Raw genomic sequence first — 26,901 nt, forward strand, 5'->3', positions numbered from 1 at the left:
GTCTGCCGGGGGTGGCTACACCCCGGCGGCGACGGCGGCGGGCTCCGCGGCGATCAGCCGGGCCCGCTCCTCCTCGCTCATGCCGCCCCACACGCCGTAGGGCTCGCGGACGGCGAGGGCGTGCTTGAGGCAGGCCTCGACGACGGGGCACTTGCCGCAGACGGCCTTCGCGGCGGCCTGCCGACGGGCCCGCGCGGGACCGCGCTCGCCGTCCGGGTGGAAGAACAGGGCCGTGCTCTCTCCACGGCAGGCACCGTGGAGCTGCCAGTCCCAGACCTCGGCCACGGGCGTCGGCAGTCGGCGGATGTCGGCCATCTGGTCCTCCTCGGCTCAGTGCGAGCCGGAGGGGGCGGTCCGGCTGCACGTGGGCCGGTGCCCGAGGGTCGGTGGCGTCAAACACGACCGGGATCGGCATTTTCCCGGCTGTCCTCTCCCTCCGCAGGGTGAGCACGGCTGTCCTGCGTCCCCACCGCCGGTCAAGGTGATCACCGGCCCCGCCGTTACGCGGGTCGAGTGACCCGGGCGACCGCCCGGCCGGGGGAGACGAGGAGCAACGCGTGATCGACGACAGGATGCGTGGGCCCGGGCACGGTGCCACGACCGTGTGGGTGTACGACGAGCGCCGCCGGGTCCGCGACGACGTCGCGGCCCGCCTGGTGGCCCTGCCGTTCGTGGGCCGGGTCGAGGTCGTCGGGGACGCCGTCGCGCTCGTGCAGCGGCTGGCCACCCGGCAGCCCGACGTGCTCCTGGTGGGCACGCAGCGCGCCGTCGACACCGGCCTGACCGTGGCCACCCAGGTGATCCGGACCCACCCGTCGGTCCCGGTCCTCGTGCTCGGCGCGCCCGACGACGCCGAGACCGTGCGGGCCGCGGTCGCGGTCGGCGCCCGGGGCTACCTGCGCTGGGACGCCGGCGCCCTGGAGATGGGCCTGGGCCTGTCCCGGGTGGGCCTGCGCGCCGACGGCCGCCCGCCGCACCCGGTGAGCGCGCCGGTGCCGCTGGCCTCGGTCGGCGCCCCCGCGCCGGCGTGGGCGACGCCCCTCAACGGCGCCGGGCCGCGCGCCGTGAGCTCGACGGTCCGCGAGACCGCGCCCCCGGTGGCGCTGTCGATGCGGGAGATGCAGGTCCTCACCGGCATGAGCCAGGGCAAGAGCAACGCCCAGATCGGCCGCGAGCTCTACCTCTCCGAGGACACCATCAAGACCCACGCCCGCCGGCTGTTCCGCAAGCTCGGCGCCAAGGACCGCGCCGAGGCGGTCGCGACGGGCTTCCGCCGCGGCATGATGAGCTGACCGGGACGAGAACGCAGCGAGGGGCCCCTCCGCACACCGGAGGGGCCCCTCGCTGCGTCCCGGCAGGTTCAGCCGCCGGGCTCCTCGCGCTCGGCCACCGCGGCCACCCCGTCGGCGTAGCCGCTGGCGTAGTCCCAGCTGACGTAGTCGTCGGGGTCGGGGTCGAAGGGCGGCTCGTGCCGGCCGGTCTGCCCCTCCTCGAGCAGCTGGCGCAGGTTGGCCTGCATGAGCGCCCAGTCGACGTGGTGTTCCTCGTCGCAGTCGGGGCAGTCGACGACGATGCCCTTGATGCCGGTGGGCTCGAGCAGCGTCCGGAAGACCTCGAGCTCGGCCAGGTCGTCGAGGACGCCGGCCCGTTCCTCCATGGTCAGCGGCGGCGGGTCCGACGGCGTGCGGCCGGAGTCCGGGGAGTCGTCGAAGGGACTCACGGTGCCTCCTCCCTCGTGCTGGCGGCGCTTCGCTTCCGCACGGGCGCGCGGGGCCCGCACGTCCGCAGGACACGGTAGCCGCCCCCGCCCCCGGTTCCCACGTCCAGCACCTCCCGGCGGCGTCCCGGCCCCGCGACGGCCCGGCCTACGATCGAGGACGGTTCCCGCGCACCCGGCGGGGGGCTGATCCGACCGAGAGGGTGGCGGCGACCATGCAGCCCGACGACCACGCACCTGACGGGCACCGCCCCGAGCTGCCGGCGGAGTTCGCCCCGCTCGGCCTGACCTACGACGACGTCCTGCTCATCCCCGGTGAGTCCGACGTCGTCCCCGCCGAGGTCGACACCAGCAGCCGGCTGACCCGCGGCATCCGGATCGCCGTCCCGCTGGTCTCCAGCGCGATGGACACCGTGACCGAGGCCCGGATGGCGATCGCCATGGCCCGCGTCGGCGGCGTCGGCGTGCTGCACCGCAACCTCGCCGCCGAGGAGCAGGCCGGCCAGGTCGACCTGGTGAAGCGCTCCGAGGCCGGCATGGTCACCAACCCGGTCACCTGCTCGCCGGACAACACCCTGGCCGAGGTCGACGCGCTGTCGGCCCGCTACCGCATCTCCGGCGCCCCGGTGGTCGACGACGACGGCGTGCTGGTCGGCATCGTCACCAACCGCGACATGCGCTTCGAGACCGACCACCACCGGCTGGTGCGCGACGTCATGACGCGGATGCCGCTGGTCACCGCCCCGGTGGGCGTCGACGCCGACACCGCGCTGCGGCTGCTGTCCCAGCACAAGATCGAGAAGCTGCCGATCGTCGACGACAGCGGCCGGCTGCGCGGCCTGATCACGGTCAAGGACTTCGTCAAGCGCGACCAGTACCCGAACGCCACCAAGGACGCCGACGGCCGGCTCGTCGTCGGCGCCGCGCTGGGCGTGGGCGAGGACGCCTTCAAGCGGGCCGGGCTGCTGGTCGACGCCGGGGTCGACGTGCTCGTCGTCGACACCGCCCACGGCCACCAGCGGGCGGTGCTCGACATGGTCGCCCGGGTGCGCGAGCAGTTCGGCGGCGACGGCGGCGTGCAGGTGGTCGGCGGCAACGTCGCCACCCGCGCCGGGGCGCAGGCGCTGGTCGACGCCGGGGTCGACGCGGTGAAGGTCGGCGTCGGACCGGGGTCGATCTGCACCACCCGTGTGGTCGCCGGCGTCGGCGTCCCCCAGCTCACCGCCGTCCACGAGGCGGCCCGGGCGTGCAAGCCGGCCGGCGTGCCGGTCATCGCCGACGGCGGCCTGCAGTACTCCGGCGACATCGCCAAGGCCCTGGTCGCCGGCGCCGACACGGTGATGATCGGCGGGCTGTTCGCCGGGGTCGAGGAGGCCCCGGGCGAGCTGGTGTTCATGAACGGCAAGCAGTTCAAGACCTACCGCGGGATGGGCTCGCTCGGCGCGATGCAGAAGCGCGGCAACCAGTCCTTCAGCCGCGACCGGTACTTCGCCGACGACGTCCTCTCCGACGACAAGCTCGTCCCCGAGGGCATCGAGGGCCAGGTCCCCTACCGCGGGGCGCTGGCCACCGTGGCCCACCAGCTCGTCGGCGGGCTGCGCGCGTCGATGGGCTACGCCGGTGCCGCCACGGTGGCCGACCTGCAGGAGCGCGGCCGGCTCATCCGGATCACCGCCGCCGGGCTGACCGAGAGCCACCCGCACGACATCCAGATGACCGTCGAGGCGCCGAACTACCGGGGGCGCTGACCATGCCCGCCCGCGACACCGTCGAGATCGGCATGAACCGGTTCGCCCGCCGGGGCTACGACCTCGACGAGATCTCGATCGTGCCCTCCCGCCGCACCCGCGACGTCGACGACGTCTCCACGGCCTGGCAGATCGACGCCTTCCGCTTCGAGATCCCGCTGGTCACCAGCCCGAGCGACGCCGTCGTCAGCCCGGCGACGGCGATCGCCGTCGGCCAGGCCGGCGGCCTCGGCGTGCTCAACGCCGAGGGGCTGTGGACCCGCTACGACGACCCGCTGCCGGTGTACCGGCAGCTGCGCGACGCCGCCGCCGAGGCGCCGCCGCCGGTGTCGCTGCTGCAGCAGGTCTACGCCGAGCCGGTCAAGCCCGACCTGGTCAGCGCCCGGGTCAAGGAGATGCGCGACGCCGGGGTGACCACCGCGGTGCGGGTCTCGCCGCAGCACACCGAGCAGCTGGCCCCCACCGTGCTCGCCGCCGGGGTCGACCTGCTGGTCATCCAGGGCACCATCGTCTCGGCCGAGCACGTGACCACCCAGGGCGCGGCGCTCAACCTCAAGTCGTTCATCGCCGACCTCGACGTCCCGGTGATCGTGGGTGGGGCGGCGAACTACACGACGGCGCTGCACCTCATGCGCACCGGCGCGGCCGGCGTGATCGTCGGCGTGGGCGCCGACAGCTTCTCCACCGGCGACGCCGTCATGGGCATCCGGGTGCCGCTGGCCAGCGCCATCGCCGACGCCGCGGCCGCCCGCCGCGACTACCTCGACGAGACCGGCGGCCGGTACGTGCACGTCATCGCCAACGGCCGGATCGAGACCAGCGGCGCGATCGCTCGGGCGCTGGCCTGCGGCGCCGACGCCGTGCAGCTCGGCGAGCCGCTGCGCGCGGCCCGTGAGGCCCCGGCCGCCGGCGTGTGGTGGGACTCCGTCGCCGCCCACCCGCGGCTGCCCCGCGGCGGCACCTCGGCGCCGGTGCCGGCCCGCGGGTCGCTGGAGCAGCTGCTGCTGGGGCCGGCCGAGACCGCCGACGGCCGCACCAACCTGTTCGGCGCGCTGCGCCGCACGATGGCCAAGACCGGCTACCGCGACCTGAAGGAGTTCCAGCGCGTGGACCTCGTCATCGGGGGTCGTGCCGACTGATGGACTTCCCGACCGTCCTCGTCGTCGACTTCGGCGCCCAGTACGCCCAGCTCATCGCCCGGCGCATCCGCGAGGCCGGCGTCTACTCCGAGATCGTCCCGTCGTCGGTACCCGTCGAGGAGATCCTGGAGCGGGGGCCTGCGGCGATCGTGCTCTCCGGCGGGCCCTCCAGCGTGTACGCCGACGGGGCGCCGCAGGTCGACCCCGCGCTGTTCGAGGGCGGCGTGCCGGCCTTCGGCATCTGCTACGGGTTCCAGGCGATGGCGCAGTCCCTCGGCGGCACCGTCGCGCACACCGGCGACCGCGAGTACGGCGGCACCCCGCTGACCGTCACCACCGGCGGCCGGCTCTTCGGCGACCTGCCGGTCGAGCAGTCGGTGTGGATGAGCCACGGCGACGCCGTCAGCCTCCCGCCGCCCGGGTTCACCGTCACCGCGACCTCCACCGGCGCGCCGGTGGCCGCGTTCGAGGACGTCGACCGCCGGCTGGCCGGGGTGCAGTTCCACCCGGAGGTGCGGCACACCGCGCACGGGCAGACGGTGCTCGAGCACTTCCTCTTCGACATCGCCGGCCTTGAGCCCACGTGGACGGCGGCCAACGTCGTCGAGGAGCAGGTCGAGCGGATCCGTGCACAGGTGGGCGACGGGCGGGCGCTGTGCGCGCTGTCGGGCGGCGTCGACTCCGCCGTCGCCGCGGCGCTGGTGCAGCGCGCGATCGGGAACCGGCTGACCTGCGTCTACGTCGACCACGGCCTCATGCGCCAGGGCGAGACCGAGCAGATCGAGCGGGACTTCGTCGCCGCCACCGGGGTGGACCTGCGGGTCGTCGACGCGCGGGAGCGGTTCCTCACCGCGCTGGCCGGGATCTCCGACCCGGAGGAGAAGCGCAAGACCATCGGCCGGGAGTTCATCCGGGTCTTCGAGCAGGCCGCCCTCGACGTCGTCGGCGACGCGCACGAGCACGGCGAGGGCGTCGACTTCCTCGTGCAGGGCACGCTCTACCCCGACGTCGTCGAGTCCGGCGGCGGCACCGGCACGGCCAACATCAAGAGCCACCACAACGTCGGCGGGCTGCCCGAGGACCTGCAGTTCACCCTCGTCGAGCCGCTGCGCACGCTGTTCAAGGACGAGGTGCGCGCGGTCGGCCTGGAACTCGGGCTGCCCGAGGCGATGGTGTGGCGCCAGCCGTTCCCCGGCCCGGGGCTGGGCATCCGCATCGTGGGCGAGGTGACCCAGGAGCGGCTCGACGTCCTGCGGCGGGCCGACGCGATCGTCCGCGCCGAGCTCACCGCGGCGAAGCTGGACCGGGAGATCTGGCAGTGCCCGGTCGTCCTGCTGGCCGACGTCCGGTCGGTCGGCGTCCAGGGTGACGGGCGCACCTACGGGCACCCGGTCGTGCTGCGGCCGGTGTCGAGCGAGGACGCGATGACCGCCGACTGGACCCGGCTGCCCTACGACGTCCTGGCCCGGATCTCGACGCGGATCACCAACGAGGTGGCCGAGGTCAACCGGGTCGTCCTCGACGTCACGAGCAAGCCCCCGGGCACCATCGAGTGGGAGTAGCGGCCCCGGGCCGCTGCCCTCCTCGCGTCGCCCGCCGGACACGACGCGTCACGCCACGCCCTGTGGTGCACGTCACATCGCGGACGGCGTGTCGCCGACCCCCACAGCCGTCGCACCTCCCGACCTAGCGTCCCGGCACCCGGGCCCACGAGCGGGCCCGGAGGGACACGGGGGTCGCCATGGACGGCTGGGCTGCACGCGCGCGGCGGACGGGACGCGGAGCGGGGGTCCTGGCCGCGGCCCTGCTCCTCGTGCTCTCCGCGTGTCTGGCAGTGGTCCTGCCGTCGGCGACGCCGGCGGCAGCGGCACCGCAACCGGGGTTCAGCGACACCACCGCGTTCAGCGGTCTGGTCAACCCGACCGCGGTCCGCTTCGCCCCCGACGGCCGGGTCTTCGTCGCCGAGAAGCGCGGCACCATCCAGATGTTCGACGGGGTGGGTGACACCAGCGCCACCCAGGTCGCCGACCTGCGCACCGAGGTCCACAACTTCTGGGACCGCGGGCTGCTCGGGCTGGCGATCGACCCGGGGTTCCCGACCCGGCCCTACCTCTACGCGCTCTACACCTTCGACGGGCCGATCGGCGGGACGGCACCGCGCTGGGGGACGGCGGGGGCCGACAGCGACCCCTGCCCGAGCCCGCCCGGCGCCACCAGCGACGGCTGCGTGGTGAGCGGCAAGCTGGTGAAGCTGACGCTCACCGGCACGACGACCACCAAGCAGGACCTGGTGCACGACTGGTGCCAGCAGTACCCCAGCCACAGCACCGGCGACCTCGTCTTCGGCCGCGACGGGGCGCTCTACGCCTCCGGCGGGGACGGCGCCAGCTTCGACTTCGCCGACTACGGCCAGGACGGCAGCCCGGTCAACCCCTGCGGCGACCCGCCGGGTGGCGTCGGCGGGGCCATGACGCCGCCGACCGCGGAGGGCGGCGCGCTGCGGTCCCAGGACCTGCGGACCCCGGCGGACCCGGTCTCGCTCGACGGCACGGTGATCCGCGTGTCCCCGGACACCGGCGCGGCCCTGCCGGACAACCCCAACGCGTCGGCGGCCGACCCCAACGCACGCCGGATCGTCGCCCACGGCCTGCGCAACCCCTTCCGCATGACCCAGCGCCCCGGCACCGACGAGCTGTGGATCGGCGACGTCGGGTGGGGGACCTTCGAGGAGATCGACCGCCTCGCGGCCCCGACCTCCGGGGTCAGCAACTTCGGCTGGCCCTGCTACGAGGGCAACGACCGCCAGCCCGCCTACGACGGGCTCGACCTCAAGGTGTGCGAGGACCTCTACGCCCAGGGGACGTCGGCCGTCACCGCGCCCTACTACCCGTACCGGCACGGTCAGCCGCTCAACGCCAACGACAACTGCAACGTGACCCGCGGCTCGTCGACCTCCGGCGTCTCGTTCCAGTTCTACGCGGGCGGCCCCTACCCGGCCGAGTACGACGGCGCGCTGTTCTTCTCCGACTACTCGCGCAACTGCATCTGGGTGATGACCAAGGGCACCGACGGCCTGCCCGACCGCCTGAAGGCGCGTCCGTTCATCACCGGCGCCGCCGGCCCCGTCGACCTCGAGCTCTCGCCGCAGGGTGAGCTCTTCTACGCCGACCTCAACGGCGGGACCATCCGGCGGGTGGTCTACGGCGGGACCACCCCGGGGCCGACGACCTGCCCGGCCGGGCAGTACCTGGCCGAGTACTTCGCGAACAAGACGCTCACGGGCACGCCGGCGGTCACCGCCTGCGAGGCCGCGCCGCTGGACCACGACTGGGGCACCGGTGCCCCGGCCGGCGTCGGCCCGGACAACTTCTCGGCCCGCTGGACCGGCACGTTCGACTTCGCGGCCGGCGACACCACCTTCACCGCCGTGAGCGACGACGGCATCCGGGTCGCGGTCGACGGCACCACGGTGATCGACCAGTGGCAGGACCAGCCGGCGACGACGTTCACCGGCGTCCGGCCGCTGACCGCCGGCGCCCACCAGGTGCGGGTCGAGTGGTTCGAGACCGGCGGCGCCGCGGTCGCCAAGCTGAACTGGTCCACGGCACCGGCGACCGGGAACCCGGTCCCGCAGATCAGCACCCCGGCGGCGGGGACGACCTGGCAGGTCGGCGAGACGATCACCTTCGCCGGATCGGCGACCGACGCCGCCGGCCAGCCGCTCCCGGCGAGCGCGCTGCGGTGGGAGATGGTGCTCAAGCACTGCCCCGCGGACTGCCACGACCACCCGCTGCAGACCTGGACGGGGGTGTCCGGCGCCTCCATCGCGGCACCGGACCACGAGTACCCCGCGTACCTGCAGCTGCGGCTCACCGCGACCGACGCGGCGGGGCGGACGGCCACGGTCACGCGGGACCTGCAGCCGCGCACCACCCAGGTCACCGTGGCCACGCAGCCCGCCGGCCTGCAGGCCACCCTCGGGACCAGGACGGCGGCCACCCCGTTCACCGCCACGCTCATCGTCGGCGCGACCACCAGCCTGTCCGCCCCGTCACCGCAGACGTCGGCGGGGGTGCTGCAGGAGTTCGCCTCCTGGTCCGACGGCGGGGCGCAGACCCACCAGGTCACCGTCGGGGCGACCGCGGTCACCTACACGGCGGCGTACCGGGCCACGTGCGCGCCCGGCCAGTACCGGGCGCAGTACTTCTCCAACCGCACCCTGTCGGGCACCCCGGTGTCGACCGGTTGCGAGGCGGCGCCGCTGGACCGCAACTGGGGGACCGGCGGGCCGCCGGGGGCCGGGCAGAACAACTTCTCGTCGCGCTGGACCGGCGTCTTCTCCTTCACCGCCGGTCCGCACACCTTCACCGCGACCGGTGACGAGGGGATCCGCGTGTACGTCGACGGGCAGCTGCGGATCGACCGCTGGGCGACCGGCGGCACCGGCTCGGCGACGCTCACCCTGACCGAGGGGACGCACGAGGTCCGGGTCGAGCACTACGAGAGGACGGGGCAGGCGTCGGCCCGGGTGACGTGGACCTGACCCGCCGCTGACGGACGAGGGCCCGGGGAGCCGTCGCTCCCCGGGCCCTCGTCCCGTCCCTCCCCGTCCGGGTCAGCGCCTGCGGCGCGCCTTGCGCAGCTCGCTCACCAGCAGGCCCACGCCGGCGCCCACCAGCAGCAGCCACAGCAGGCCGCCGTCGGCGAGGAAGCCCAGCGGGAGGGTCACCCCGGCGAGGAAGACCAGCGCCAGGACCGTGAAGACGGCGCCGGGGACCAGGGCCACCAGGTCGGGACGACGGCGGCGGGGCGGCTCCGGCACCTCCAGGGCGCTCGGGTGCTGCCAGGCGTCGGCGAGCGCGCGCTCCTGCCAGGCGGTGGGGGTGGTGGGGAACTCGCTGTAGTCAGGCACGGGACACCTCCAGGTCACCGGCTCCGTGGTGGATCGTCAGGACCAGCTCGGGCCGGCCGTCGCCGTCCTCCGCGCGGAAGTAGCCACCCTCACCGGTGGTCTCCCCGAACAGCTCCGCCTCACCGACGCCCTGCTCGAGGACGACCCGGACGTCGGCGTCCTCGGGCACCGTGATCTCCAGGTCGCCCAGGCCGTGGTCGACGCGGACCTCCTGACCGTCGAGGTCGTCGGCGTCGATCCCACCCAGGTCGATCTCCATGTTCCCGGCCCCCAGGTCGTAGACGGCGCGCATCTCCTCGACCGAGTCGGGGTGGTACTCGCGATCGCCGACCCCGCCGTGGCCGTCGGTCCAGGCCGACACCGACGAGGTGAACAGCAGCGCCAGGGTGAGCACCGAGCCGAGCGCGATCAGCCCGCCGCGCGGTGCCCGGCCCCGGCTGAAGGCCGAGGCGACCAGACCGAGCCCGACCACCAGCAGCGCCCCGGCGAGGAAGCCGCGCGGACCGAGGTCGAGGCCGGTGTAGCGGGTGACGAGCACCATCAGGCCGACGACGATCAGCAGCCCGGCGACGGTGATCCCGGCGACGGGGGAGCGCGGCCCCGGCGGCGCGGCGGGCGCGCCTGCCGCGGCGGGGTGGCGCGGGCCGGCCGGCATGAGCAGCCACAGCAGCAGGTAGACGGCGATGCCGGTGCCGCCGGCGAGGGTCAGGGCGACGAAGCCGACCCGCCACAGCAGCGGGTCGACGCCGCTGTACTCGGCCAGGCCGCCGGCGACACCGCCGACGACCTTGTCGGTGCGGCTGCGCCGCAGGGTCGGACGGGCGGCCGGTCCGGGCGGGGGTGGGCCGCCGACGAGCGGGGCCTCGGGAGGGAAGGGAGCGGTCATGGCACAGAGCGTGCCGACGCCGCGGCCCGCGGGACATCGGGGAAGGCCCCCATCCGACCCTGGTCCTGCCCGTCCGGGGTCCTCCCGGTACCGGGGAGGGTCCGCGTGGTGCGACGATCGTCATCGTGACCAGGACCGTGTCCACCCCCGTGGGGGAGCCGTCCGGTGCGACCGCCCCGGCCGCTCCGGCCACCCCGCCCGCCCCGCCCGCGCCGGTGCCGGCCGCGGCCCCCGCCGTCGCCGCCCCGTCCGGGCGGCCGCCGCTGGTGCGCCCCCGCTCGGGCCGGATGCTGGCCGGCGTCGCGGCGGGGACGGCGGCGCACCTGGGCGCCGACCCCCTCCTCGTGCGGGCGCTGTTCCTCGCGCTCGCCGTGACCGGCGTCGGTCTCGTCGTCTATCCGGTGCTGTGGTTCTTCATGCCGCTGGGCGAGACCGGCCAGGACGTGGCACCCCAGCCCAGCCGCCGGCAGACCGCCGCCATGGTGCTGCTCGGGCTCGGCGCGCTGGTGCTGGTCACCAACCTGGCCACCTGGGGCAGCAGCGAGCTCATCGGCCCGCTGCTGCTGGTCGCCGGCGGGCTGGCCGTCATCTGGCGGCAGCTCGACACCGACCGCACCCTCGCCCGGCCCGGCGTCCGCTGGGTGCTGGCCGGCGGGGCGCTGCTGGCCGCCATCGGCGTGGTGCTGCTGCTGGCCACCACCGGCCAGCTGGCCGCCGCCCGCAACGGCTTCGTCGCCACCGTGGTCATCCTCGTCGGCGTGGTGCTGGCCACCGCGCCGTTCTGGCGGCGCCTGCTCGACTCCCGCGAGGTGGAGCGCACCGCGCGCATCCGCTCGGAGGAGCGGGCCGCCGTCGCCGCCCACCTGCACGACTCGGTGCTGCAGACCCTCGCGCTCATCCAGCGGCACGCCGGCGACCAGCAGGCCGTGGCCCGGCTGGCCCGCAGCCAGGAGCGCGAGCTGCGCACCTGGCTCTACGAGCCGCGGACCGCGGCCGGCGGCACCTGGGCGGGCCTGGTGTCGGACATGGTCGCCGAGGTGGAGGGCGACCACGCGCTCACCGTCGACCCGGTCGTCGTCGGCGACGCCCCGGTCGACGACGCCCTCGCCGCGCTGGGCGCCGCCACCCGCGAGGCGCTGGTCAACGCGGCCAAGCACGCCGGCGTCTCCTCCGCCGACCTCTACACCGAGGTGACCCCGGCGCAGGTGTCGGTGTTCGTCCGCGACCGCGGCGCCGGGTTCGACCCCGCCACGGTGCCGGCCGACCGGCGCGGGCTGCGCGACTCGGTGACCTCCCGGGTGATCCGGCTCGGCGGGACGGCGACGGTCCGGTCCGCGCCGGGCGAGGGCACCGAGGTCGAGCTCGTGCTGCCGCGCGAGGACGCCGCGTGAGCGCACCGCAGCGCCCGTCGGTCTTCCTGGTCGACGACCACGCGATGGTCCGGGCGGGCGTGCGCCACGAGCTCGGCGACGCGGTGACCGTCGTCGGGGAGGCCGCCGACGCCGACTCGGCGATCGCCGGCATCCGCGCCGCCGTCCCCGACGTGGTCCTGCTCGACGTCCACCTGCCCGGCGGTGGGGGCCGCGCGGTGCTCGAGGCGCTGCGCGGCGAGCTGCCGGGGGTGCGGTGGCTGGCGCTGTCGGTGTCCGACGCCGCCGAGGACGTCATCGCGGTCATCCGCGCCGGCGCCCGCGGCTACGTCACCAAGACCATCTCCGGCCCCGAGCTGGTCGCCGCGGTGCAGCGGGTGGCCGAGGGCGACGTCGTCTTCAGCCCCCGGCTGGCCGGCTTCGTGCTCGACGCGTTCGCCGCGACCTCCCCGTCGGCGCAGCCGGAGGACCCGGCCACCGACCCCGGGCTGGACCTGCTCAGCGCCCGCGAGCGCGAGGTCATGCAGCTGCTGGCGCGCGGGTACACCTACCGGGAGATCGGGTCGCGCCTGTTCATCTCGGTGAAGACCGTCGAGTCGCACGCGTCGAACGTGCTGCGGAAGCTGCAGCTGTCCAACCGCAACGAGCTCACCCGCTGGGCGGCCACCAACCGGCTCCTCTGAGCCGCGGGAGGGTCAGCTGACCGTCCTCTCGCGGTGACCGACCGTGAGACCGGCGGGCGAGGCGTGTCCCGCGTCACACTCCGTCATCTGCGCTGGCGGGGAGGGCTCCCAGCGGTCTCCCAGGGACCTCCCAGACCGCCACCACCTCCGGCACCCGTCGGTGACGGCCCCTGTACCGCCCGTCCCGCCCGGGCCATCCTCACCCGCGTCCGAAACCGGAACGCGTCCGTCGGTCACTGGTGCCCGGCGGGCCGGACGAGAGGAAACGGCATGGGAGATCGGCGGACGGGGTCGGCGCGGACCGGCACGAGGGTCCTCGCCGCGGGAGCGGGCGGGCTGCTGGTGGCGCTCGCGCTGCCCGCGACCGCTGCGGTCGCGGCACCCGGCGGGGGCGGGCCCCACGGCGGCGGTGGGTGCGAGCACCGCAGCAACAACACCTACGACAAGCTCCTGGAGTGCATGACCCTGGAGGGGGTCATGGAGCACCTCCAGGCTCTCCAGGACATCGCCACGAAGAGCGACGACCCGGTGTACCCGGGGACCCGAGCCGCCGGGACCGAGGGATATGCGGCCAGTGTCGAGTACGTGTCGAGCCTGCTCGAGGACGCCGGGTACGAGGTGACGCTCGACCCGGTCGAGATCACCTTCAACTTCCCCGCCGAGCTCCGCCAGCTCACCCCCGTCGAGGCCGACTACGAGACCGGCGTGTTCACCGGCAGCGGCTCCGGCGAGGTGGAGGGCCAGGTCTACGCGATCGACATCAACCTGGAGACCGGCGAGGACGCGGTGTCGACCAGCGGCTGCGAGCCGGAGGACTTCGCCGGCTTCGACTGGAGCGGGACAGCCGACATCGCCCTCGTGCAGCGCGGCACCTGCTTCTTCGGGACGAAGGCCTACTACGCCGAGCAGGCCGGTGCCGAGGCCGTGGTCATCTTCAACCAGGGCAACACCCCGGAGCGCGAAGAGCTGATCGTCGCCGACGCCACGAGCGTCGACGAGCCGATCCCCGGGGCGCCCGGACCGGTCACCCACGGCATCCCGGTGGTCGGTGCGAGCTACGCCGACGGCGTCGCGCTGGCCGAGGAGGGCTCGACGGCGTACGTGAACGTCCTGCCCGCCGAGACGCGCACCGACTACAACGTGATCGCCGAGCTGCCGGGCAAGAACCCCGACAACGTCGTGATGGCCGGCGCGCACCTCGACAGCGTCACCGAGGGGCCGGGCATCAACGACGACGGCTCCGGCACCGCCGCGCTGCTCGAGACGGCGCTGCTCATGGCCAACTCGCACCCGCAGAACACGCTGCGGTTCGGCTTCTGGGCCGCCGAGGAGCAGGGGCTGGTCGGCTCGACGGACTACGTCGAGGGGCTGTCCCAGGCGGAGCAGGACCGCATCGCCCTCTACATGAACTACGACATGATCGGCTCGCCCAACTACATCTTCATGGTGTACGACGCCGACGAGTCGACGTTCCCGGCACCGGAGGGCGTCACCATCCCCGAGGGCTCCGAGGCCATCGAGGACGTGTACGAGTCGTACTACACGCTCGTGGGCGAGCCGTACGACGACACCGCGTTCGACGCCCGGAGCGACTACCAGGCCTTCATCGAGGCCGGCATCCCCGCGGGCGGCCTGTTCACCGGTGCCGAGGTGCTGAAGACCGAGGCGCAGGTGGCGATCTGGGGCGGCACGGCCGGGGAGCAGTTCGACCCGTGCTACCACGAGGCCTGCGACGACATCACCAACCTCGACGAGCACGCGCTGGAGGTCAACAGCGACCTGGTCGCCTTCGCGATGCTGACGTTCGCGTACTCCACGGAGAGCGTGAACGGCGTGCCGGGCAAGCGGGTCCCCGGCCGGCCCTTCGAGCTGCCGGCGCCCGCCGGCCCCGAGGGCACGTTCGCCGAGGAGGGCGGTGGGCTGGGCCACCAGCACGCCGCCTGACAGCCGAGGTGCGGGGCCGGTCCTCCGGGGCCGGCCCCGTTCCGCGTCCGGAGCCGGTCAGGCGGTGTGGACGACGTGGAACGCCTCGGCCAGGCGCCCCTCGGGCAGGCCGAAGCGGCGGGCGGTCTGCGCCATCCAGCCGGTGAGCCACCCCTCGAGGTCCTCGACGTGGGCGACCTGCGACACGTGGCTCTTCAGCGCGGCGAACTTCAGCTCCACGACGTCGGTGACGTCGACGGCGTGGTCGGCCCGCGGGCTCGCGCCCAGCCACACCTCCGCCACCGTCCACGCCTCCAGCCCCTCGTCGGCGAGCAGCTCCGGGAACGCGAAGGGGTTGCGGGCGTCGGGGTAGACCGCGCGCAGCGTCGACTCGCCCACGGTCATGTGGTCGGGGTGGCTGGCCCCGATCCGCTCGTAGAACCGCTCCGGCGAGCTGGTGAGCACCCGCTGCGGCCGCACCTGCCGGATCACCCGGGAGATGTCGCGGCGCAGGTCGAGGGTCAGCTCCAGCCGGCCGTCGGGGTAGCCGAGGAACCGGACGTCGGTGACGCCGACGGCGGCCGCGGCGGCGCGCTGCTCCTCCCGCCGCAGCGGGCCCATCCGGTCGCGGGGGGTGTCGTCGAACCCGCCGGCGTCGCCGTCGGTGACGATGCAGTAGGTGACCTCGGTGCCCGCGGCCGTCCAGGTGGCGACGGTCCCGGCGCTGCCGAAGTCGACGTCGTCGGGGTGGGCGAGGACGCACAGGGCGCGCTCGACGTGCTCGGCGGGCTTCCGGGGCGGGGGCGCGGTCACCCGGCGGAGCCTACTGAGCGGCCTCGGCCGCGCCTCACCTCCGCAGGCCGGCCAGTTTCTCGGGGTTGAGCACCACGAGGACCTGCTCGACCAGCCCGCCGGTGACCACCAGCGACACCGCCACGTAGGGCCCGGCGTCGGTCTCCGCGACCACGCCCGGGCGGCCGTTGACCTCCGCCAGGCCCATCCGCAGCCCCGGCAGCGACGCCCCCTCCCGGACGACCGCCGCGAGGAAGCGGGCGACCTTGTCCGCGCCGGTGATCGGCCGCAGCGCCGCCCGCGCCCGGCCGCCGCCGTCGGTCACCAGCACCGCGCCGGGGGCGAGGGCGGCCAGCAGTGCGTCGACGTCGCCACCGAGGCAGGCGGCCAGGAACCGCTCGGTCACCTCGCGGTGGGCCCGCGGATCGGCGTCGAAGCGCGGCCGGCGGGCCGCCACGTGCTCCCGGGCGCGGTGCCCGATCTGCCGGACCGCGGCCTCGGAGCGGCCGAGGGTGGCGGCGACCTCCGCGGCCGGCACGCCGAACACCTCGCGCAGCACGAAGACGGCGCGCTCGGCAGGGGACAGGCTCTCCAGGACGACGAGCAGCGCCAGCGACACCTCGTCGCCGAGCACGGCGTCGTCGGCCGGGTCGCCGCCGCGGCCGGTCAGCAGCGGCTCGGGCAGCCAGGGGCCGACGTAGGTCTCCCGCCGCGCGCGGGCGGAGCCGAGCCGGTCCAGGGCCAGCCGGGTGGTGACCTGCACCAGGTAGGCGCGGGGGTCGGCGACGTCGCCGCGGTCGGCAGCCGACCAGCGCAGCCAGGCGTCCTGCACGACGTCCTCGGCGTCGGCGACGCTGCCCAGCATCTGGTAGGCGACGGCGAACAGCAGCCGCCGGTGGGCGTCGAACGCCGGCAGCGGGTCGCTCACGCGCGGGCCGGGATCTCGCAGCGGTCGCTGAAGCCCTGGCTGTGCAGCCCCAGGGCGCTGTTGGCGCGCGACCGGCTGTTCTCCACGGCGACCATCGTCGTCAGCTCGACCAGGGCGGCGTCGTCGAGGTCGCGGCGCAGCGCGGCGACCATCTCGTCGGTGACGCCCATCGGCGTGGTGCTCATCGCCTCGGCGTACTCCACCACCCGGCGCTCGAGGTCGGTGAGCACGTCGCTGTCGCGCCAGGTGGGCACGGCGCGGAGCTTGGCGGGGTCGATGCCCTCCTGGACGGTGACCCAGTACCCGAAGTCCACGCACCAGGAGCAGCCGACCGTCACCGCCGCCGACATGACCGCGAGCGTCTTGAGGGTGGGGTCCAGCCGGTTCCACCGCGCCAGCGCCTGCTCGTGGCGCATCTGGGTGAGCAGCAGCCGCGGGTGGTGCCCCATGGCGGCCGCGGGGGTGAGCGTCGCGCCGAACCGGCGGCGGGAGTACGCGTCCACCGCGCGGGTGAGGAGGGTGCGCGGCGGGTCGAGCGGGATGCGGGCGGTGCGGGTCTCGGTCATGGCGGTGTCCTCTCCGTGGGGGTGTCCATGGAGACGACGCAGCCGCCCGCGACGTGACACCGGCGGCGGCGGGGCCACGGAGCTCCTCAGAGGCGGCCGCGGCCCTGGCGCAGCAGCAGCATCCCGAGCGCGGCGCCGTCGGGGCCCAGCGCGTCCTGGAAGCGGGCGAGCACCTGCTGCTCGCGCGACAGCGACAGCCGGGTGCCGCCGGTGGCGCGGCGCAGCTCGCCGATCTCCTGCGACACGGCCAGCCGGCGCTGCACGAGCCGGATCAGCTCGGCGTCACAGGCGTCGATCTCGTCCCGCAGCTCGGCGATGCGGTCGTCGGCGGGGGTGAGGGTGGCGCTCATCTCGGTCTCCTGGTGCGGCGGCGGGAGGCCGTGGGACCCCGAGAACGACAAACGCCCCGGGCTCCTCGGGCCCGGGGCGTTCGTTGCGGCGGCTGCTCAGCCGGCGGCGACGGACACCGGAACCCGGTGCCCGTAGGAAAAGCTGACGGTGGTGAGCAGCACGTCGGGGAGTGTGCCACAGCGCCGCCGGGACCCGCCACGGCGGACGGGATCGTCGCCCGCCCGAACTACAGTGGTGTGTCTATGAGCAGCGTGCAGCAGGCCCTCCCCGGAACCGCCGCGCTCCAGCGTTCCGCCCCCGGCTCGGCCGGCCGGGAACTGGACCGCATGCTGGCCGGGCTCAACGGCCCCCAGCGTCAGGCCGTCGTCCACGAGGGCGGTCCGCTGCTCATCGTCGCCGGCGCCGGGTCGGGCAAGACGCGGGTGCTCGCCCACCGCATCGCCTACCTGCTGGGCGCCCGGGGGGTGCAGCCCGGCGAGGTCCTGGCGATCACGTTCACCAACAAGGCCGCCGGCGAGATGAAGGAGCGGGTGGCCCAGCTGGTCGGCCCGCGCGCCCGCGCCATGTGGGTGTCGACGTTCCACTCCATGTGCGTGCGCATCCTGCGCGCCGAGGCGGCCAAGCTCGGCCTGAAGTCGTCGTTCACCATCTACGACCAGGGCGACTCCGTGCGGCTGATGACGATGGTCGCCCGCGACCTCGACCTCGACGCGAAGCGCTACCCCGGCCGCAGTCTCGCCGCGCAGGTGTCGAACCTGAAGAACGAGCTCGTCGACGAGGAGTCCTTCAGCCCGGAGACGGCGCCGGAGAAGGTGCTCAAGGAGGCCTACACGCTCTACCAGCGGCGGCTGCGGGAGGCGCACGCGCTGGACTTCGACGACCTGATCATGACCACGGTCAACCTGCTGCAGGCCTTCCCCGACGTCGCCGAGCACTACCGCCGCCGGTTCCGCCACGTGCTGGTCGACGAGTACCAGGACACCAACCACGCGCAGTACGTGCTCGTCCGGGAGCTGGTGGGCACGGGGGAGGGCCCCGTCCCGCCGGCGGAGCTGTGCGTCGTCGGTGACGCCGACCAGTCGATCTACGCCTTCCGCGGCGCCACGATCCGCAACATCGACGAGTTCGAGCGCGACTACCCGCAGGCCACGACGATCCTGCTCGAGCAGAACTACCGCTCCACGCAGCGGATCCTCAAGGCGGCCAACACCGTCATCGCCAAGAACACCGGCCGCCGCGCGAAGAACCTGTGGACCGACGCCGGTGACGGCGAGCTCATCGAGGGCTACGTCGCCGAGAACGAGCACGACGAGGCCGCGTGGGTCGCCGAGCAGATCGACGCGCTGGTCGACGCGGGGAAGGCCCGGCCCGCCGACATCGCCGTCTTCTACCGGACCAACAACGCCTCCCGGGTGTTCGAGGAGGTGTTCATCCGCGTCGGCATGCCCTACAAGGTCGTCGGCGGGGTGCGCTTCTACGAGCGCAAGGAGGTCCGCGACGCGCTGGCCTACCTGCGGGTGGTCGCCAACCCGGCCGACGTCGTCAGCCTGCGCCGGGTGATCAACACCCCCAAGCGCGGCATCGGCGACAAGGCGGAGTCCTGCATCGAACAGTTCGCCGACCGGGAGCGGATCGCGTTCGCCACCGCGCTGCGCCGGTGCCCGGAGATCACCACGCTGGCGCCGCGCTCGCTGAAGGCGCTGCAGGACTTCGTCGCGCTGCTGGAGGAGTTCGAGCGGCTGGTCGAGACCGGCTCGGGACCGGCCGCGCTGCTGGAGAGCATCCTCGACCGCACCGGCTACCTCGCCGAGCTGGAGGCGAGCAGCGACCCGCAGGACGAGGGGCGCGTCGACAACCTCAACGAGCTCATCTCGGTGGCCGCGGAGTTCGAGGCCACCAACCCCGGCGGCACGGTCACCGACTTCCTCGAGCAGGTGTCGCTGGTAGCCGACGCCGACCAGATCCCCGTCACCGGTGACGAGGCCGGCGTCGTCACGCTGATGACGCTGCACACGGCCAAGGGCCTGGAGTTCCCGGTCGTGTTCCTCACCGGCCTCGAGGACGGCGTCTTCCCCCACCTGCGGGCGCTCGGCGACCCGCGCGAGCTGGAGGAGGAGCGCCGGCTGGCCTACGTCGGCATCACCCGGGCCGAGCAGCGGCTGTTCCTCTCCCGCGCCACCGTGCGCACCAGCTGGGGGCAGCCGGCCTACAACCCGCCGTCGCGGTTCCTCGACGAGCTGCCCTCCGACGCGGTGCACTGGGCCCGCACCGACCCGACGCCGTCGCCGAGCACCGGCTCGTCGGCGCAGCAGCGGGTGGCGGCCACCGGGCTGTCCACGGGCGGGCTCCGCGGCGGCCGGGGCAACCGGGCGGTCATCGCCGTCGAGGTCGGCGACCGCGTCAGCCACGACGCGTTCGGGCTGGGCACGGTCGTCGAGGTCAACGGCGCCGGCGACAAGGCGCAGGCCACGGTCGACTTCGGCTCCGGCGGCACCAAGCGGCTCGTGCTGCGCTACGCCCCCCTCGTCAAGCTGTAGCGCGGGCTCTGCGGGCGTTCCTCGCGCTCTGCCGGTGCAGCAGCACCGGCAGAGCGGGAGGAACGCCCGCGATCCGACGGATCAGACCGTGACGCCGCGCTCGGCGAGGAACTCCTCGGGGTCGATCGGCCGGCCGGTCATGCCCCCGCGGTGGATCTCGTAGTGCAGGTGCGGGCCGGTGGACTGGCCCTCGTTGCCGACCTTCGCGATCTGGTCGCCGGCGTGCACGATGTCGCCGGCCGCGACGTCGTAGTAGCGCATGTGCCCGTAGACGTGCACGTTGCCGTCGGCGTCCTGGATGTAGACGGCGTTGCCGTAGCCGGAGGCACGGCCGGCCCGCAGCACGACCCCGTCGGTGGCCGCGAAGATCGGCGTGCCGAGCGGGGCGGCGAGGTCGATGCCGTAGTGCATCGAGCCCCAGCGCATGCAGAAGCAGGTGGTCATCCGGCCCGACGTCGGCAGCACCGTCTCCGGCTCGCGGGCGGCGCGGGAGGCGGCGAGCTCGGACAGCCGGACGGCGGCCTCGGCCTGGGTGATGCCCTGCCGGACGCCGGCGTCGTCCATGTCGCCGGTGAACCCGAGGTCGGCGGCGCCCAGCCCGTAGTCGGCGGCGCTGGCGGTGACGGGGCCGGCGGTGCTGCCGGTGAAGCCGGGGACGGCGGCCACGACCGCGCCGACGACCAGGGCCGCCAGCCACAGCGCGCCGCGGCGACCGGGCGGCCGCCGCACGGAGCGGCGTGCGGCGGCCCGGGAGGCGCCGGACCCGGGGGCTTCGGACCCGGGGGCTTCGGACCCGGGGGCTTCGGCCTCGGAGGTGGCCTCCGCAGCGGCGGGGGCGTCGGTCCCGGAGGCGGCCGGGGCGCGGCGGGTGGTCCGCGCCGGCAGGACGGCGGCCGGAGGCACCGGCGCCACCGGCCGCAGGCCGGGGATCCGGCCGGTCGCCTCGGGCTCGGCCGGCGCGCGGCCGGCCGCGGGCTCCACGAGCGCGGTCACCGAGATCCCCTTCGTCCACGCTCCCGGGGCCGCCGGGTGCAGCGGTCCGTCGGGGGAGCGACGGCGGTGGAGGCGCCCGGGAGGCGCCCGCCGGTGGGTACCGGCTCCGTGATCGGACCGTAACGTTGCGTCAGGTCGCGGCGGGGGAACCCGCCGCGCGTGTCGCCGAGTCGACCGACCGCGCGAGCAGGGCGGTCAGGCGACCGCCGCGGGCACCGGCGTCGGCGCGGCGGCCGGCCGCAGCCCGGCCAGGGTGGCCGCCACCTCGTCGACGACGCCGCGGTGGTGGGGCAGCGACATGTGCCCGATGCCCCGGGCGAGCACGTTGCGCGCCCGCAGGTCGGGGTGGTCGCACCGGCCGTTGCGGGTGGGCAGGACCAGCTGGTCGAGGTCGCTGTAGACGGCGGTCATGCGGGTGTCCCAGTCCGGCGCCGGCGCGGCGAGCTCCTGCAGCACCGGCGAGCCCGGCCGCAGCTGGCGGACCATCGGCGTCGGCAGCAGGTGCGCCAGCACCGACCCGCCGTGCGGGGTGCCCAGGGTGACCAGCGACTCCACGCGGCGGCCGCCGCCCTGCAGCTGGACGTAGTGCCGGGCGATGAGGCCGCCGAGGCTGTGGCCGACGACGTGCACGCGGTCGTGCCCGGTCCGGGCGCAGATCCGCTCGACGTGCTCGCCGAGGTCGCGGGCGCCCTGGGCGACGTCGCCCAGCAGCGGGCTGTAGTTCCAGGTGCAGACCTGCGCGAAGCCCCGGCGGCGCAGGCCGCGGCGCATGAGCGTGAACACCGAGCGGTTGTCGACCAGGCCGTGGACGAGCAGGACCGGGATGCGGGCGGCCAGCGGGTCGGCGGCGAACAGGGCACGCACGCCGGGCGGTTGCTCGCCGGGGCGGCAGCGCTCGTCGGGCCGCAGCACCTCGGTCCACGTGCCCAGCGGGTACATGAGCACGTGCGCGCCCACCCACGCCAGCTCGGTCAGCCCGCCGGTCACCGTCGCCGGCGTCGCGAGGGCTCGCAGCACGCCCCGTGACGTCCCCGGAGAGGGCGCCGCCGTGTGCGACTCTGGACAGGACCCCGGGCCGGCGGTCGTGTGCATGGACGTGCCCTCCCCGTTCGTCGGCCCGGAACGGGTGGGGTCCCGTCGGCGGCCGGAGCACTCCGCCGTGCTCCGTTCACAGGACGGTAATGCCCCCGTGTGGCGGCGGTCACACGGCGGGATGCCGCGTCTCGACGAGATCGACGCCGTTCTGTGACACATCTCGACGAAGTGGCGCTCCACACTGCTCGACGACGAAGGGGGACCCGTGGCCGGCCCGGACCGCACCACCCGGAACGACCGGTCCCGCGGCGCGACCGCGCGGCGCGCCACGGCCGGCGGTGACCGGCGACCCGCCGCCGCGGCCCGGCCCGACCGGCGCGGCGCGGGCGGCGTCGCCGCCGACGGCCGGGTCCCGTCCGCCCGGGGCCGGTCCGCCGGGCAGCCGGTCCCCGCCGACGGCCTCGTCGTCGGTGACGTCCCCCGCACCGCCCGGGTCGCCGGCGTCCTCCTCGTGCTCGCCGGCCTCGCCGGCCTGGCCGCGCTGTTCCCTCCCTACCTGGTCGTCGGCGACCGCGAGCTGACGCTCGGCGGGGGGCTCGGCGGGGTCCTCGTGGGCCTGGTCGTGCCGGTCACCTCGGTCGCCGTCGGAGCCGGTCTGGCCGCCGGCCGGGTACCGCGGTTCGGGCTGGCCTACGCCGGCGTCGGCGGCCCGCTGGCGCTGGGCGCGCTGCTCATCGAGGTGTACCGGGGCAGCTCCTCCACGGTGCGGCCCGGCGTCGAGGTGCTCGCCGGGGAGCGGGTGCTGACCAGCTCGGTGGAGACCGGCCCCGGCTGGTGGCTGGCGGTCGCCGCGCTCGGGCTGGCCGTGCTCGCCGGCACCTGCGCCGCCGCCGTGTGGAGCCGCACCGTCATGGAGGACCGCGGCGCCCTCGACCCCGTCCGGTCGGGGTTGGCCGGCGCGGCGGTGCTGCTCGGCGTCCTCACCGTGCTCTGCCTGGCGCTGCCCGCCGCCGACGTCCCCGACCGCCTCGTCGACGACCCGGCCACCGGCCTGGAGGTCGTCGTCGAGCAGCAGGGCCCGCAGGCGCTGCTCGAGCGGCCCGGGCTGGCGCTGCTCGGCGGGCTGCTGCTCGCCGGTGCGGTCGTCCTCGGGTCGGTGCTGTCCCCGTCGCTGCGGCCGCGGCTGGCCGCCGTCGGGGGGTTCCTCGCCGTCGCCGTGACCGTGCTCGCCGCGGGCCTGTCCGGCCTGCGCGACGCCGTCGCCTCCGACGAGCTGGAGTGGACCGTCCCCGGCGCCGGGCTGCTGGTCGCGGGCTCCGCCTACGCGCTGCTCACCGTGCTCGCCTGGCGGCTGCGCCGGACCGGCACTGGGTGACCGGGGCCGAGCGGCTGCGGGTGGTGGTCGCGGGGCCCGACGGGCCGGGCGACCCGCGCGCGGTCGCGCTGGCCCGGGCGCTGCGCGACGCCGGCGCCGAGGTGGTGCTGACCGGCGTCCCGGCCTCCGCCGGCCCGCTGGCCGCGACCGTCGTCCAGGAGGACGCCGACGCCGTCGGCCTGGCCGCGGCGCCTCCGGACCTGCTCGCCGACCTGCTCGACCGGCTGCGCGCCGCCGGCGCCGACGACGTCACCGCCTTCGTCCTCGGGGACCCCGGCGGCCTGCCCGCCGGTGTGCTGGGGTTCCCCGACGGCACCCCGCCCGACGACGTCGTCGCCGCGCTGCGGGGTGCCGGGACCGCCTGACCAGCGGCGTCGCCGCGGCGGCCGTGACCCGTCGCACCCCCTCCACCGCCGGTGCGGCAGGCCGGTCGGGCGGGGGCTACGGTGCCTGTCCGTGGATCTCTTCGAGTACCAGGCGCGTGACCTGCTGGCCTCGCACGGCGTACCCGTGCTGCCCGGCGGCGTGGCCGAGACACCCGACCAGGCCGAGGCGATCGCGCGGGAGATCGGCACCCGCGTCGTCGTCAAGGCGCAGGTGAAGACCGGCGGCCGCGGCAAGGCGGGCGGCGTCAAGCTCGCCGACGACGCCGACGAGGCCCGGGCCCGCGCCCAGGACATCCTCGGGCTGGACATCAAGGGGCACGTCACCCACCGCGTGATGGTCGCGCAGGCCAGCGACATCGCCGAGGAGTACTACTTCTCCTACCTCCTCGACCGCGCCAACCGGACCTTCCTGGCGATGGCCAGCGTCGAGGGCGGCATGGAGATCGAGCAGCTCGCCGTCGAGCGCCCCGAGGCACTGGCCCGCATCCCGGTCGACGCCACGGTCGGCGTGGACGCCGCGAAGGCCGCCGAGATCGTCGACGCCGCCGGCTTCGCCCCCGAGGTGCGCGACCAGGTCATCGCCATCGCCGTGCAGCTGTGGGAGGTGTTCAGCCAGGAGGACGCCACGCTCGTCGAGGTCAACCCGCTGGCCAAGGCGCCCGACGGCACGGTCCTCGCCCTCGACGCGAAGGTGACCCTCGACGAGAACGCCCGCTTCCGGCACCCGGGGCACGAGGCCCTCGAGGACACCGCCGCGGCCGACCCGCTCGAGGCCGCGGCCAAGGAGAAGGACCTCAACTACGTCAAGCTCGAGGGCGAGGTCGGCATCATCGGCAACGGCGCCGGCCTGGTGATGAGCACCCTCGACGTCGTCGCCTACGCCGGTGAGGAGTTCGGCGGGGTCAAGCCGGCCAACTTCCTCGACATCGGCGGCGGCGCCTCGGCCGAGGTGATGGCCAACGGGCTGCACATCATCCTGTCCGACCCGGCCGTGAAGAGCGTCTTCGTCAACGTCTTCGGCGGCATCACCGCGTGCGACGCGGTGGCCAACGGGATCGTGCACGCGCTGCAGCTGCTCGGCGACGAGGCGACCAAGCCGCTGGTCGTCCGGCTCGACGGCAACAACGTCGAGGAGGGCCGGCGGATCCTCGCCGACGCCGCCCACCCGCTGGTCACCCTGGTGGACACGATGGACGGCGCCGCGCGCCGGGCCGCCGAGCTCGCCGCCTAGTCCGTCCTCCTCCGAACAGGGACTCACGAGATGTCGATCTTCCTCAACGAGAACAGCAAGGTCATCGTCCAGGGCATGACCGGCTCGGAGGGGCGCAAGCACACCCAGCGCATGCTCGCCTCCGGCACCGCCATCGTCGGCGGCGTCAACCCGAAGAAGGCCGGCCAGAGCGTCGACTTCGACGGCGCCAGCGTGCCGGTGTTCGGCGGGGTCGCCGAGGCGATGAAGGAGACCGGCGCCGACGTCAGCGTCATCTTCGTGCCGCCGGCCGGCGCGAAGGCCGCCGTCATCGAGGCCGTCGACGCCCAGATCGGGCTCGCGGTGGTCATCACCGAGGGCATCCCGGTGCACGACTCGACCTCGTTCTGGGCGCACGCCCAGGGCGGGGCCACCCGCATCATCGGCCCGAACTGCCCCGGCCTGATCAGCCCCGGGCGCTCCAACGCCGGCATCATCCCGGCCAACATCACCAAGCAGGGCCGCATCGGCCTGGTCAGCAAGTCGGGCACGCTGACCTACCAGATGATGTACGAGCTGCGCGACATCGGGTTCTCCACCTGCGTCGGCATCGGCGGCGACCCGGTCATCGGCACCACGCACATCGACTGCCTGCAGGCCTTCCAGGACGACCCGGAGACCGAGGCGATCGTCATGATCGGCGAGATCGGCGGCGACGCCGAGGAGCGCGCGGCCGACTTCGTCGCGGCCAACGTCACCAAGCCCGTCGTCGGCTACGTCGCCGGGTTCACCGCCCCCGAGGGCAAGACGATGGGCCACGCCGGCGCGATCGTCTCCGGCTCGGCCGGCACCGCCCAGGCCAAGAAGGAGGCCCTCGAGGCCGCCGGGGTCAGGGTCGGCAAGACGCCGTCGGAGACCGCCCGCCTGATGCGGGAGATCGTCGGCGCCTGAGTCCGGCACGACCCGCCCGGGGGCGCCCGCCCGGTCCGCACGCCGGACCGCGCAGGCGCCCCCGACGCGTGGGGGCCCTGGTGCCGGTCGCGGCGGGGTCACGATCCGGCTCCCCGCGACCGGGCGGGGCGTGGCGAGGTTGCCGGGGGACGATGGCGGGGGAGAGCATCCGCGACGCCCTACCGACGTGCCGAGGAGAGTCCACCGATGACGTCCAGTCAGCCGCCCCAGCAGCCCGGGGACCCCGGGCAGCCGGGTCCGGGCGGTTCCCCGGGGTACGGGCAGCAGCCCCCGCCTCCCGGCGCGCCCCACGGGCAGCCGCCGTACGACCCGGCTGCGTACGGGCAGCAGCCGCACGGGCAGCCGGCGTACGGCCAGCCCCCGTACGGCCAGCCCCCGTACGGCCAGCCGTCGTACGTCCCCCCGTCCCCGTACGGCCAGCAGGCTCCCTACGGCCAGCAGGCTCCCTACGGTCAGCAGGCCCCCTACGGTCAGCAGGCCCCCTACGGTCAGCAGCCCTACGGCCAGCCGGCACCGGGGCCCTACGGCCAGGGTCCGGCGTACGGCTCCCCACCGCCGTTCGGTCAGGCACCCGGTCAGGGGCCACGTCCGACCGGGGCCGGGTTCGACCCCAAGCGCCTCAAGGTCGCCGACCTCGCCGTGGCGGCCGGGGCGCTGGCCTACCTCGTCCTCGCGCTCCTGCCGTGGATCGACCTCGGCGGCTACTACTTCTCCGACGAGTACGACGTGAACGGCTTCTCGTTCAGCGGGCTGGTCACCCTCGCCTTCGTCCTCCTCCTCGCCGCCGCCGCGTGGGCGCTGCTGCCGGCGGTCACCGACCTGCGGCTCGGTTTCCCGCGCAGCTGGATCACCGTCGGGCTCACCGGTCTGGCGCTCCTGCTCACGCTGATCGCCTGGATCCAGACGCTGTCCTGGGAGTTCAGCCTCGTCGGCCTGCTCGCCCTCCTCGTGGCCGCGGCCGTGGCCGCCTTCGCCGTCCTGCGGCTGCTGCCCGAGCTGCGGAACCGGCCGGCGCTGTCCGGCGGCCTGGCCGGCGCGGCGCAGTGGGCCAACCAGCAGGCGCCCGACCCCGGCCGGTCGGCGGGCTCCCCGGGCCGGTCGGCCGACCCCGGCCCGTACGGGCAGTACGGCCAGCCGGCGCAGCCGTGGGGTCAGCCGCAGCCGGGTCAGCCGCAGCCGGGTCAGTCCGGTCCCTACGGGCAGCCCGCCCCGCAGCACGGGCAGCCGCCCACCCCGCCGCCGGGCACCGACCCCGGCCGTCCCGGCGGTGCCACCGCCTCCGGTCACGGCGGGGGCTGACCCGGGCGCACCCGTTCCACCGAGGGCCGGCGGCAGCCGCCGCCGGCCCTCGGCGTCCTCCGGGTGTCGGTCCGGCGCGTGCGGCGGACAGACGGCGGCC

General features: G+C 75.0%; 24 protein-coding genes. 14 read left to right on the plus strand and 10 right to left on the minus strand.

Annotated features, from left to right (window positions below; genetic code table 11):
• Positions 1–15: 15 nt before the first annotated feature.
• Complete coding sequence (locus CHC04_RS01610) at positions 16–315, minus strand: WhiB family transcriptional regulator (protein WP_089402147.1); 300 nt, start codon at positions 313–315, stop codon at positions 16–18.
• 242 nt (positions 316–557) lie between these two features.
• Here CHC04_RS01610 and CHC04_RS01615 point away from each other — a divergent pair, with 242 nt between their 5' ends.
• Positions 558–1,292, plus strand: coding sequence for a response regulator transcription factor (locus CHC04_RS01615; RefSeq protein ID WP_089402148.1), 735 nt, complete (start codon positions 558–560; stop codon positions 1,290–1,292).
• Between the two features lie 68 nt (positions 1,293–1,360).
• Here the strand turns inward: CHC04_RS01615 and CHC04_RS01620 are convergent, their stop codons facing one another.
• The gene (locus CHC04_RS01620; protein ID WP_089402149.1) at positions 1,361–1,720 is read right to left on the minus strand and encodes a DUF5319 family protein; all 360 of its coding nucleotides are present in this window, start codon (positions 1,718–1,720) and stop codon (positions 1,361–1,363) included.
• Between the two features lie 212 nt (positions 1,721–1,932).
• On the opposite strand from CHC04_RS01620, the gene guaB reads away from it, so the two are divergent.
• The 4 genes from guaB to CHC04_RS01640 all read left to right on the plus strand — a co-directional run bounded on the left by guaB (position 1,933) and on the right by CHC04_RS01640 (position 9,147).
• Positions 1,933–3,465 carry an IMP dehydrogenase gene (guaB, locus tag CHC04_RS01625; protein ID WP_089402610.1) on the plus strand — a complete coding sequence of 511 codons (1,533 nt, stop codon included), beginning with the start codon at positions 1,933–1,935 and terminating at the stop codon, positions 3,463–3,465.
• Between the two features lie 2 nt (positions 3,466–3,467).
• The gene (locus CHC04_RS01630) at positions 3,468–4,604 is read left to right on the plus strand and encodes a GuaB3 family IMP dehydrogenase-related protein (protein WP_089402150.1); all 1,137 of its coding nucleotides are present in this window, start codon (positions 3,468–3,470) and stop codon (positions 4,602–4,604) included.
• Entirely contained in the window at positions 4,604–6,166 is a 1,563-nt protein-coding gene (gene guaA / locus CHC04_RS01635) for a glutamine-hydrolyzing GMP synthase (RefSeq protein ID WP_089402151.1), read from the plus strand. The genes CHC04_RS01630 and guaA overlap by 1 nt, the downstream gene beginning before the upstream one ends.
• A 251-nt stretch (positions 6,167–6,417) precedes the next feature.
• Positions 6,418–9,147: a PA14 domain-containing protein gene (locus tag CHC04_RS01640; RefSeq protein WP_217897126.1), complete on the plus strand. Its 2,730-nt coding sequence runs from the start codon at positions 6,418–6,420 to the stop codon at positions 9,145–9,147.
• Positions 9,148–9,219: 72 nt separating this feature from the next.
• Here the strand turns inward: CHC04_RS01640 and CHC04_RS01645 are convergent, their stop codons facing one another.
• Positions 9,220–9,516, minus strand: a complete 297-nt coding sequence (locus tag CHC04_RS01645; protein ID WP_089402152.1) for a hypothetical protein — start codon at positions 9,514–9,516, stop codon at positions 9,220–9,222.
• The gene (locus CHC04_RS01650; RefSeq protein WP_089402153.1) at positions 9,509–10,402 is read right to left on the minus strand and encodes a PspC domain-containing protein; all 894 of its coding nucleotides are present in this window, start codon (positions 10,400–10,402) and stop codon (positions 9,509–9,511) included. Before CHC04_RS01650 ends, CHC04_RS01645 begins: the two co-directional genes overlap by 8 nt.
• A 125-nt stretch (positions 10,403–10,527) precedes the next feature.
• On the opposite strand from CHC04_RS01650, the gene CHC04_RS01655 reads away from it, so the two are divergent.
• The 3 genes from CHC04_RS01655 (at position 10,528) to CHC04_RS01665 (ending at position 14,399) form a co-directional block, all read left to right on the plus strand.
• Positions 10,528–11,793, plus strand: coding sequence for an ATP-binding protein (locus tag CHC04_RS01655; RefSeq protein ID WP_245816905.1), 1,266 nt, complete (start codon positions 10,528–10,530; stop codon positions 11,791–11,793).
• On the plus strand, positions 11,790–12,455 hold the full coding sequence (locus CHC04_RS01660) for a response regulator (RefSeq protein WP_176449793.1): 666 nt from the start codon (positions 11,790–11,792) through the stop codon (positions 12,453–12,455). Before CHC04_RS01655 ends, CHC04_RS01660 begins: the two co-directional genes overlap by 4 nt.
• A 270-nt stretch (positions 12,456–12,725) precedes the next feature.
• Positions 12,726–14,399 carry a M28 family metallopeptidase gene (locus tag CHC04_RS01665; protein WP_089402154.1) on the plus strand — a complete coding sequence of 558 codons (1,674 nt, stop codon included), beginning with the start codon at positions 12,726–12,728 and terminating at the stop codon, positions 14,397–14,399.
• 57 nt (positions 14,400–14,456) lie between these two features.
• Here the strand turns inward: CHC04_RS01665 and CHC04_RS01670 are convergent, their stop codons facing one another.
• From CHC04_RS01670 to CHC04_RS01685, 4 genes are all read right to left on the minus strand, one after another.
• On the minus strand, positions 14,457–15,191 hold the full coding sequence (locus CHC04_RS01670) for a PIG-L deacetylase family protein (RefSeq protein ID WP_089402155.1): 735 nt from the start codon (positions 15,189–15,191) through the stop codon (positions 14,457–14,459).
• Positions 15,192–15,225: 34 nt separating this feature from the next.
• A complete protein-coding gene (locus tag CHC04_RS01675) occupies positions 15,226–16,098 on the minus strand; it encodes an RNA polymerase sigma-70 factor (RefSeq protein WP_245816906.1) in 873 nt (290 codons plus the stop codon).
• Positions 16,095–16,664: a carboxymuconolactone decarboxylase family protein gene (locus CHC04_RS24435; protein WP_089402156.1), complete on the minus strand. Its 570-nt coding sequence runs from the start codon at positions 16,662–16,664 to the stop codon at positions 16,095–16,097. Before CHC04_RS24435 ends, CHC04_RS01675 begins: the two co-directional genes overlap by 4 nt.
• 86 nt (positions 16,665–16,750) lie before the next feature.
• The gene (locus CHC04_RS01685) at positions 16,751–17,014 is read right to left on the minus strand and encodes a chorismate mutase (protein ID WP_089402614.1); all 264 of its coding nucleotides are present in this window, start codon (positions 17,012–17,014) and stop codon (positions 16,751–16,753) included.
• Positions 17,015–17,257: 243 nt separating this feature from the next.
• Here CHC04_RS01685 and pcrA point away from each other — a divergent pair, with 243 nt between their 5' ends.
• The gene (gene pcrA, locus CHC04_RS01690; RefSeq protein ID WP_089402157.1) at positions 17,258–19,552 is read left to right on the plus strand and encodes a DNA helicase PcrA; all 2,295 of its coding nucleotides are present in this window, start codon (positions 17,258–17,260) and stop codon (positions 19,550–19,552) included.
• An 81-nt stretch (positions 19,553–19,633) separates the two neighbouring features.
• On the opposite strand, the gene CHC04_RS01695 is transcribed toward pcrA, so the two are convergent.
• Positions 19,634–20,545 carry a M23 family metallopeptidase gene (locus CHC04_RS01695; protein ID WP_245816907.1) on the minus strand — a complete coding sequence of 304 codons (912 nt, stop codon included), beginning with the start codon at positions 20,543–20,545 and terminating at the stop codon, positions 19,634–19,636.
• A gap of 195 nt (positions 20,546–20,740) precedes the next feature.
• Positions 20,741–21,562, minus strand: a complete 822-nt coding sequence (locus tag CHC04_RS01700; RefSeq protein ID WP_245816908.1) for a lipase family alpha/beta hydrolase — start codon at positions 21,560–21,562, stop codon at positions 20,741–20,743.
• Between the two features lie 283 nt (positions 21,563–21,845).
• Here CHC04_RS01700 and CHC04_RS01705 point away from each other — a divergent pair, with 283 nt between their 5' ends.
• The 5 genes from CHC04_RS01705 to CHC04_RS01725 all read left to right on the plus strand — a co-directional run bounded on the left by CHC04_RS01705 (position 21,846) and on the right by CHC04_RS01725 (position 26,801).
• Positions 21,846–22,955: a hypothetical protein gene (locus CHC04_RS01705; RefSeq protein WP_281252178.1), complete on the plus strand. Its 1,110-nt coding sequence runs from the start codon at positions 21,846–21,848 to the stop codon at positions 22,953–22,955.
• Positions 22,952–23,320 (plus strand): hypothetical protein, encoded by a 369-nt coding sequence (locus CHC04_RS01710; RefSeq protein WP_089402159.1) that lies wholly within the window; start codon positions 22,952–22,954, stop codon positions 23,318–23,320. The genes CHC04_RS01705 and CHC04_RS01710 overlap by 4 nt, the downstream gene beginning before the upstream one ends.
• A 91-nt stretch (positions 23,321–23,411) precedes the next feature.
• Complete coding sequence (gene sucC / locus CHC04_RS01715) at positions 23,412–24,572, plus strand: ADP-forming succinate--CoA ligase subunit beta (protein ID WP_089402160.1); 1,161 nt, start codon at positions 23,412–23,414, stop codon at positions 24,570–24,572.
• Between the two features lie 30 nt (positions 24,573–24,602).
• Positions 24,603–25,481 (plus strand): succinate--CoA ligase subunit alpha, encoded by an 879-nt coding sequence (gene sucD, locus CHC04_RS01720; RefSeq protein ID WP_089402161.1) that lies wholly within the window; start codon positions 24,603–24,605, stop codon positions 25,479–25,481.
• 207 nt (positions 25,482–25,688) lie between these two features.
• Positions 25,689–26,801 (plus strand): hypothetical protein, encoded by a 1,113-nt coding sequence (locus CHC04_RS01725; protein ID WP_089402162.1) that lies wholly within the window; start codon positions 25,689–25,691, stop codon positions 26,799–26,801.
• Positions 26,802–26,901 lie beyond the last annotated feature (100 nt).

This window comes from Geodermatophilus saharensis (assembly GCF_900188205.1).
In the GTDB taxonomy this organism is placed as follows: domain Bacteria; phylum Actinomycetota; class Actinomycetes; order Mycobacteriales; family Geodermatophilaceae; genus Geodermatophilus; species Geodermatophilus saharensis.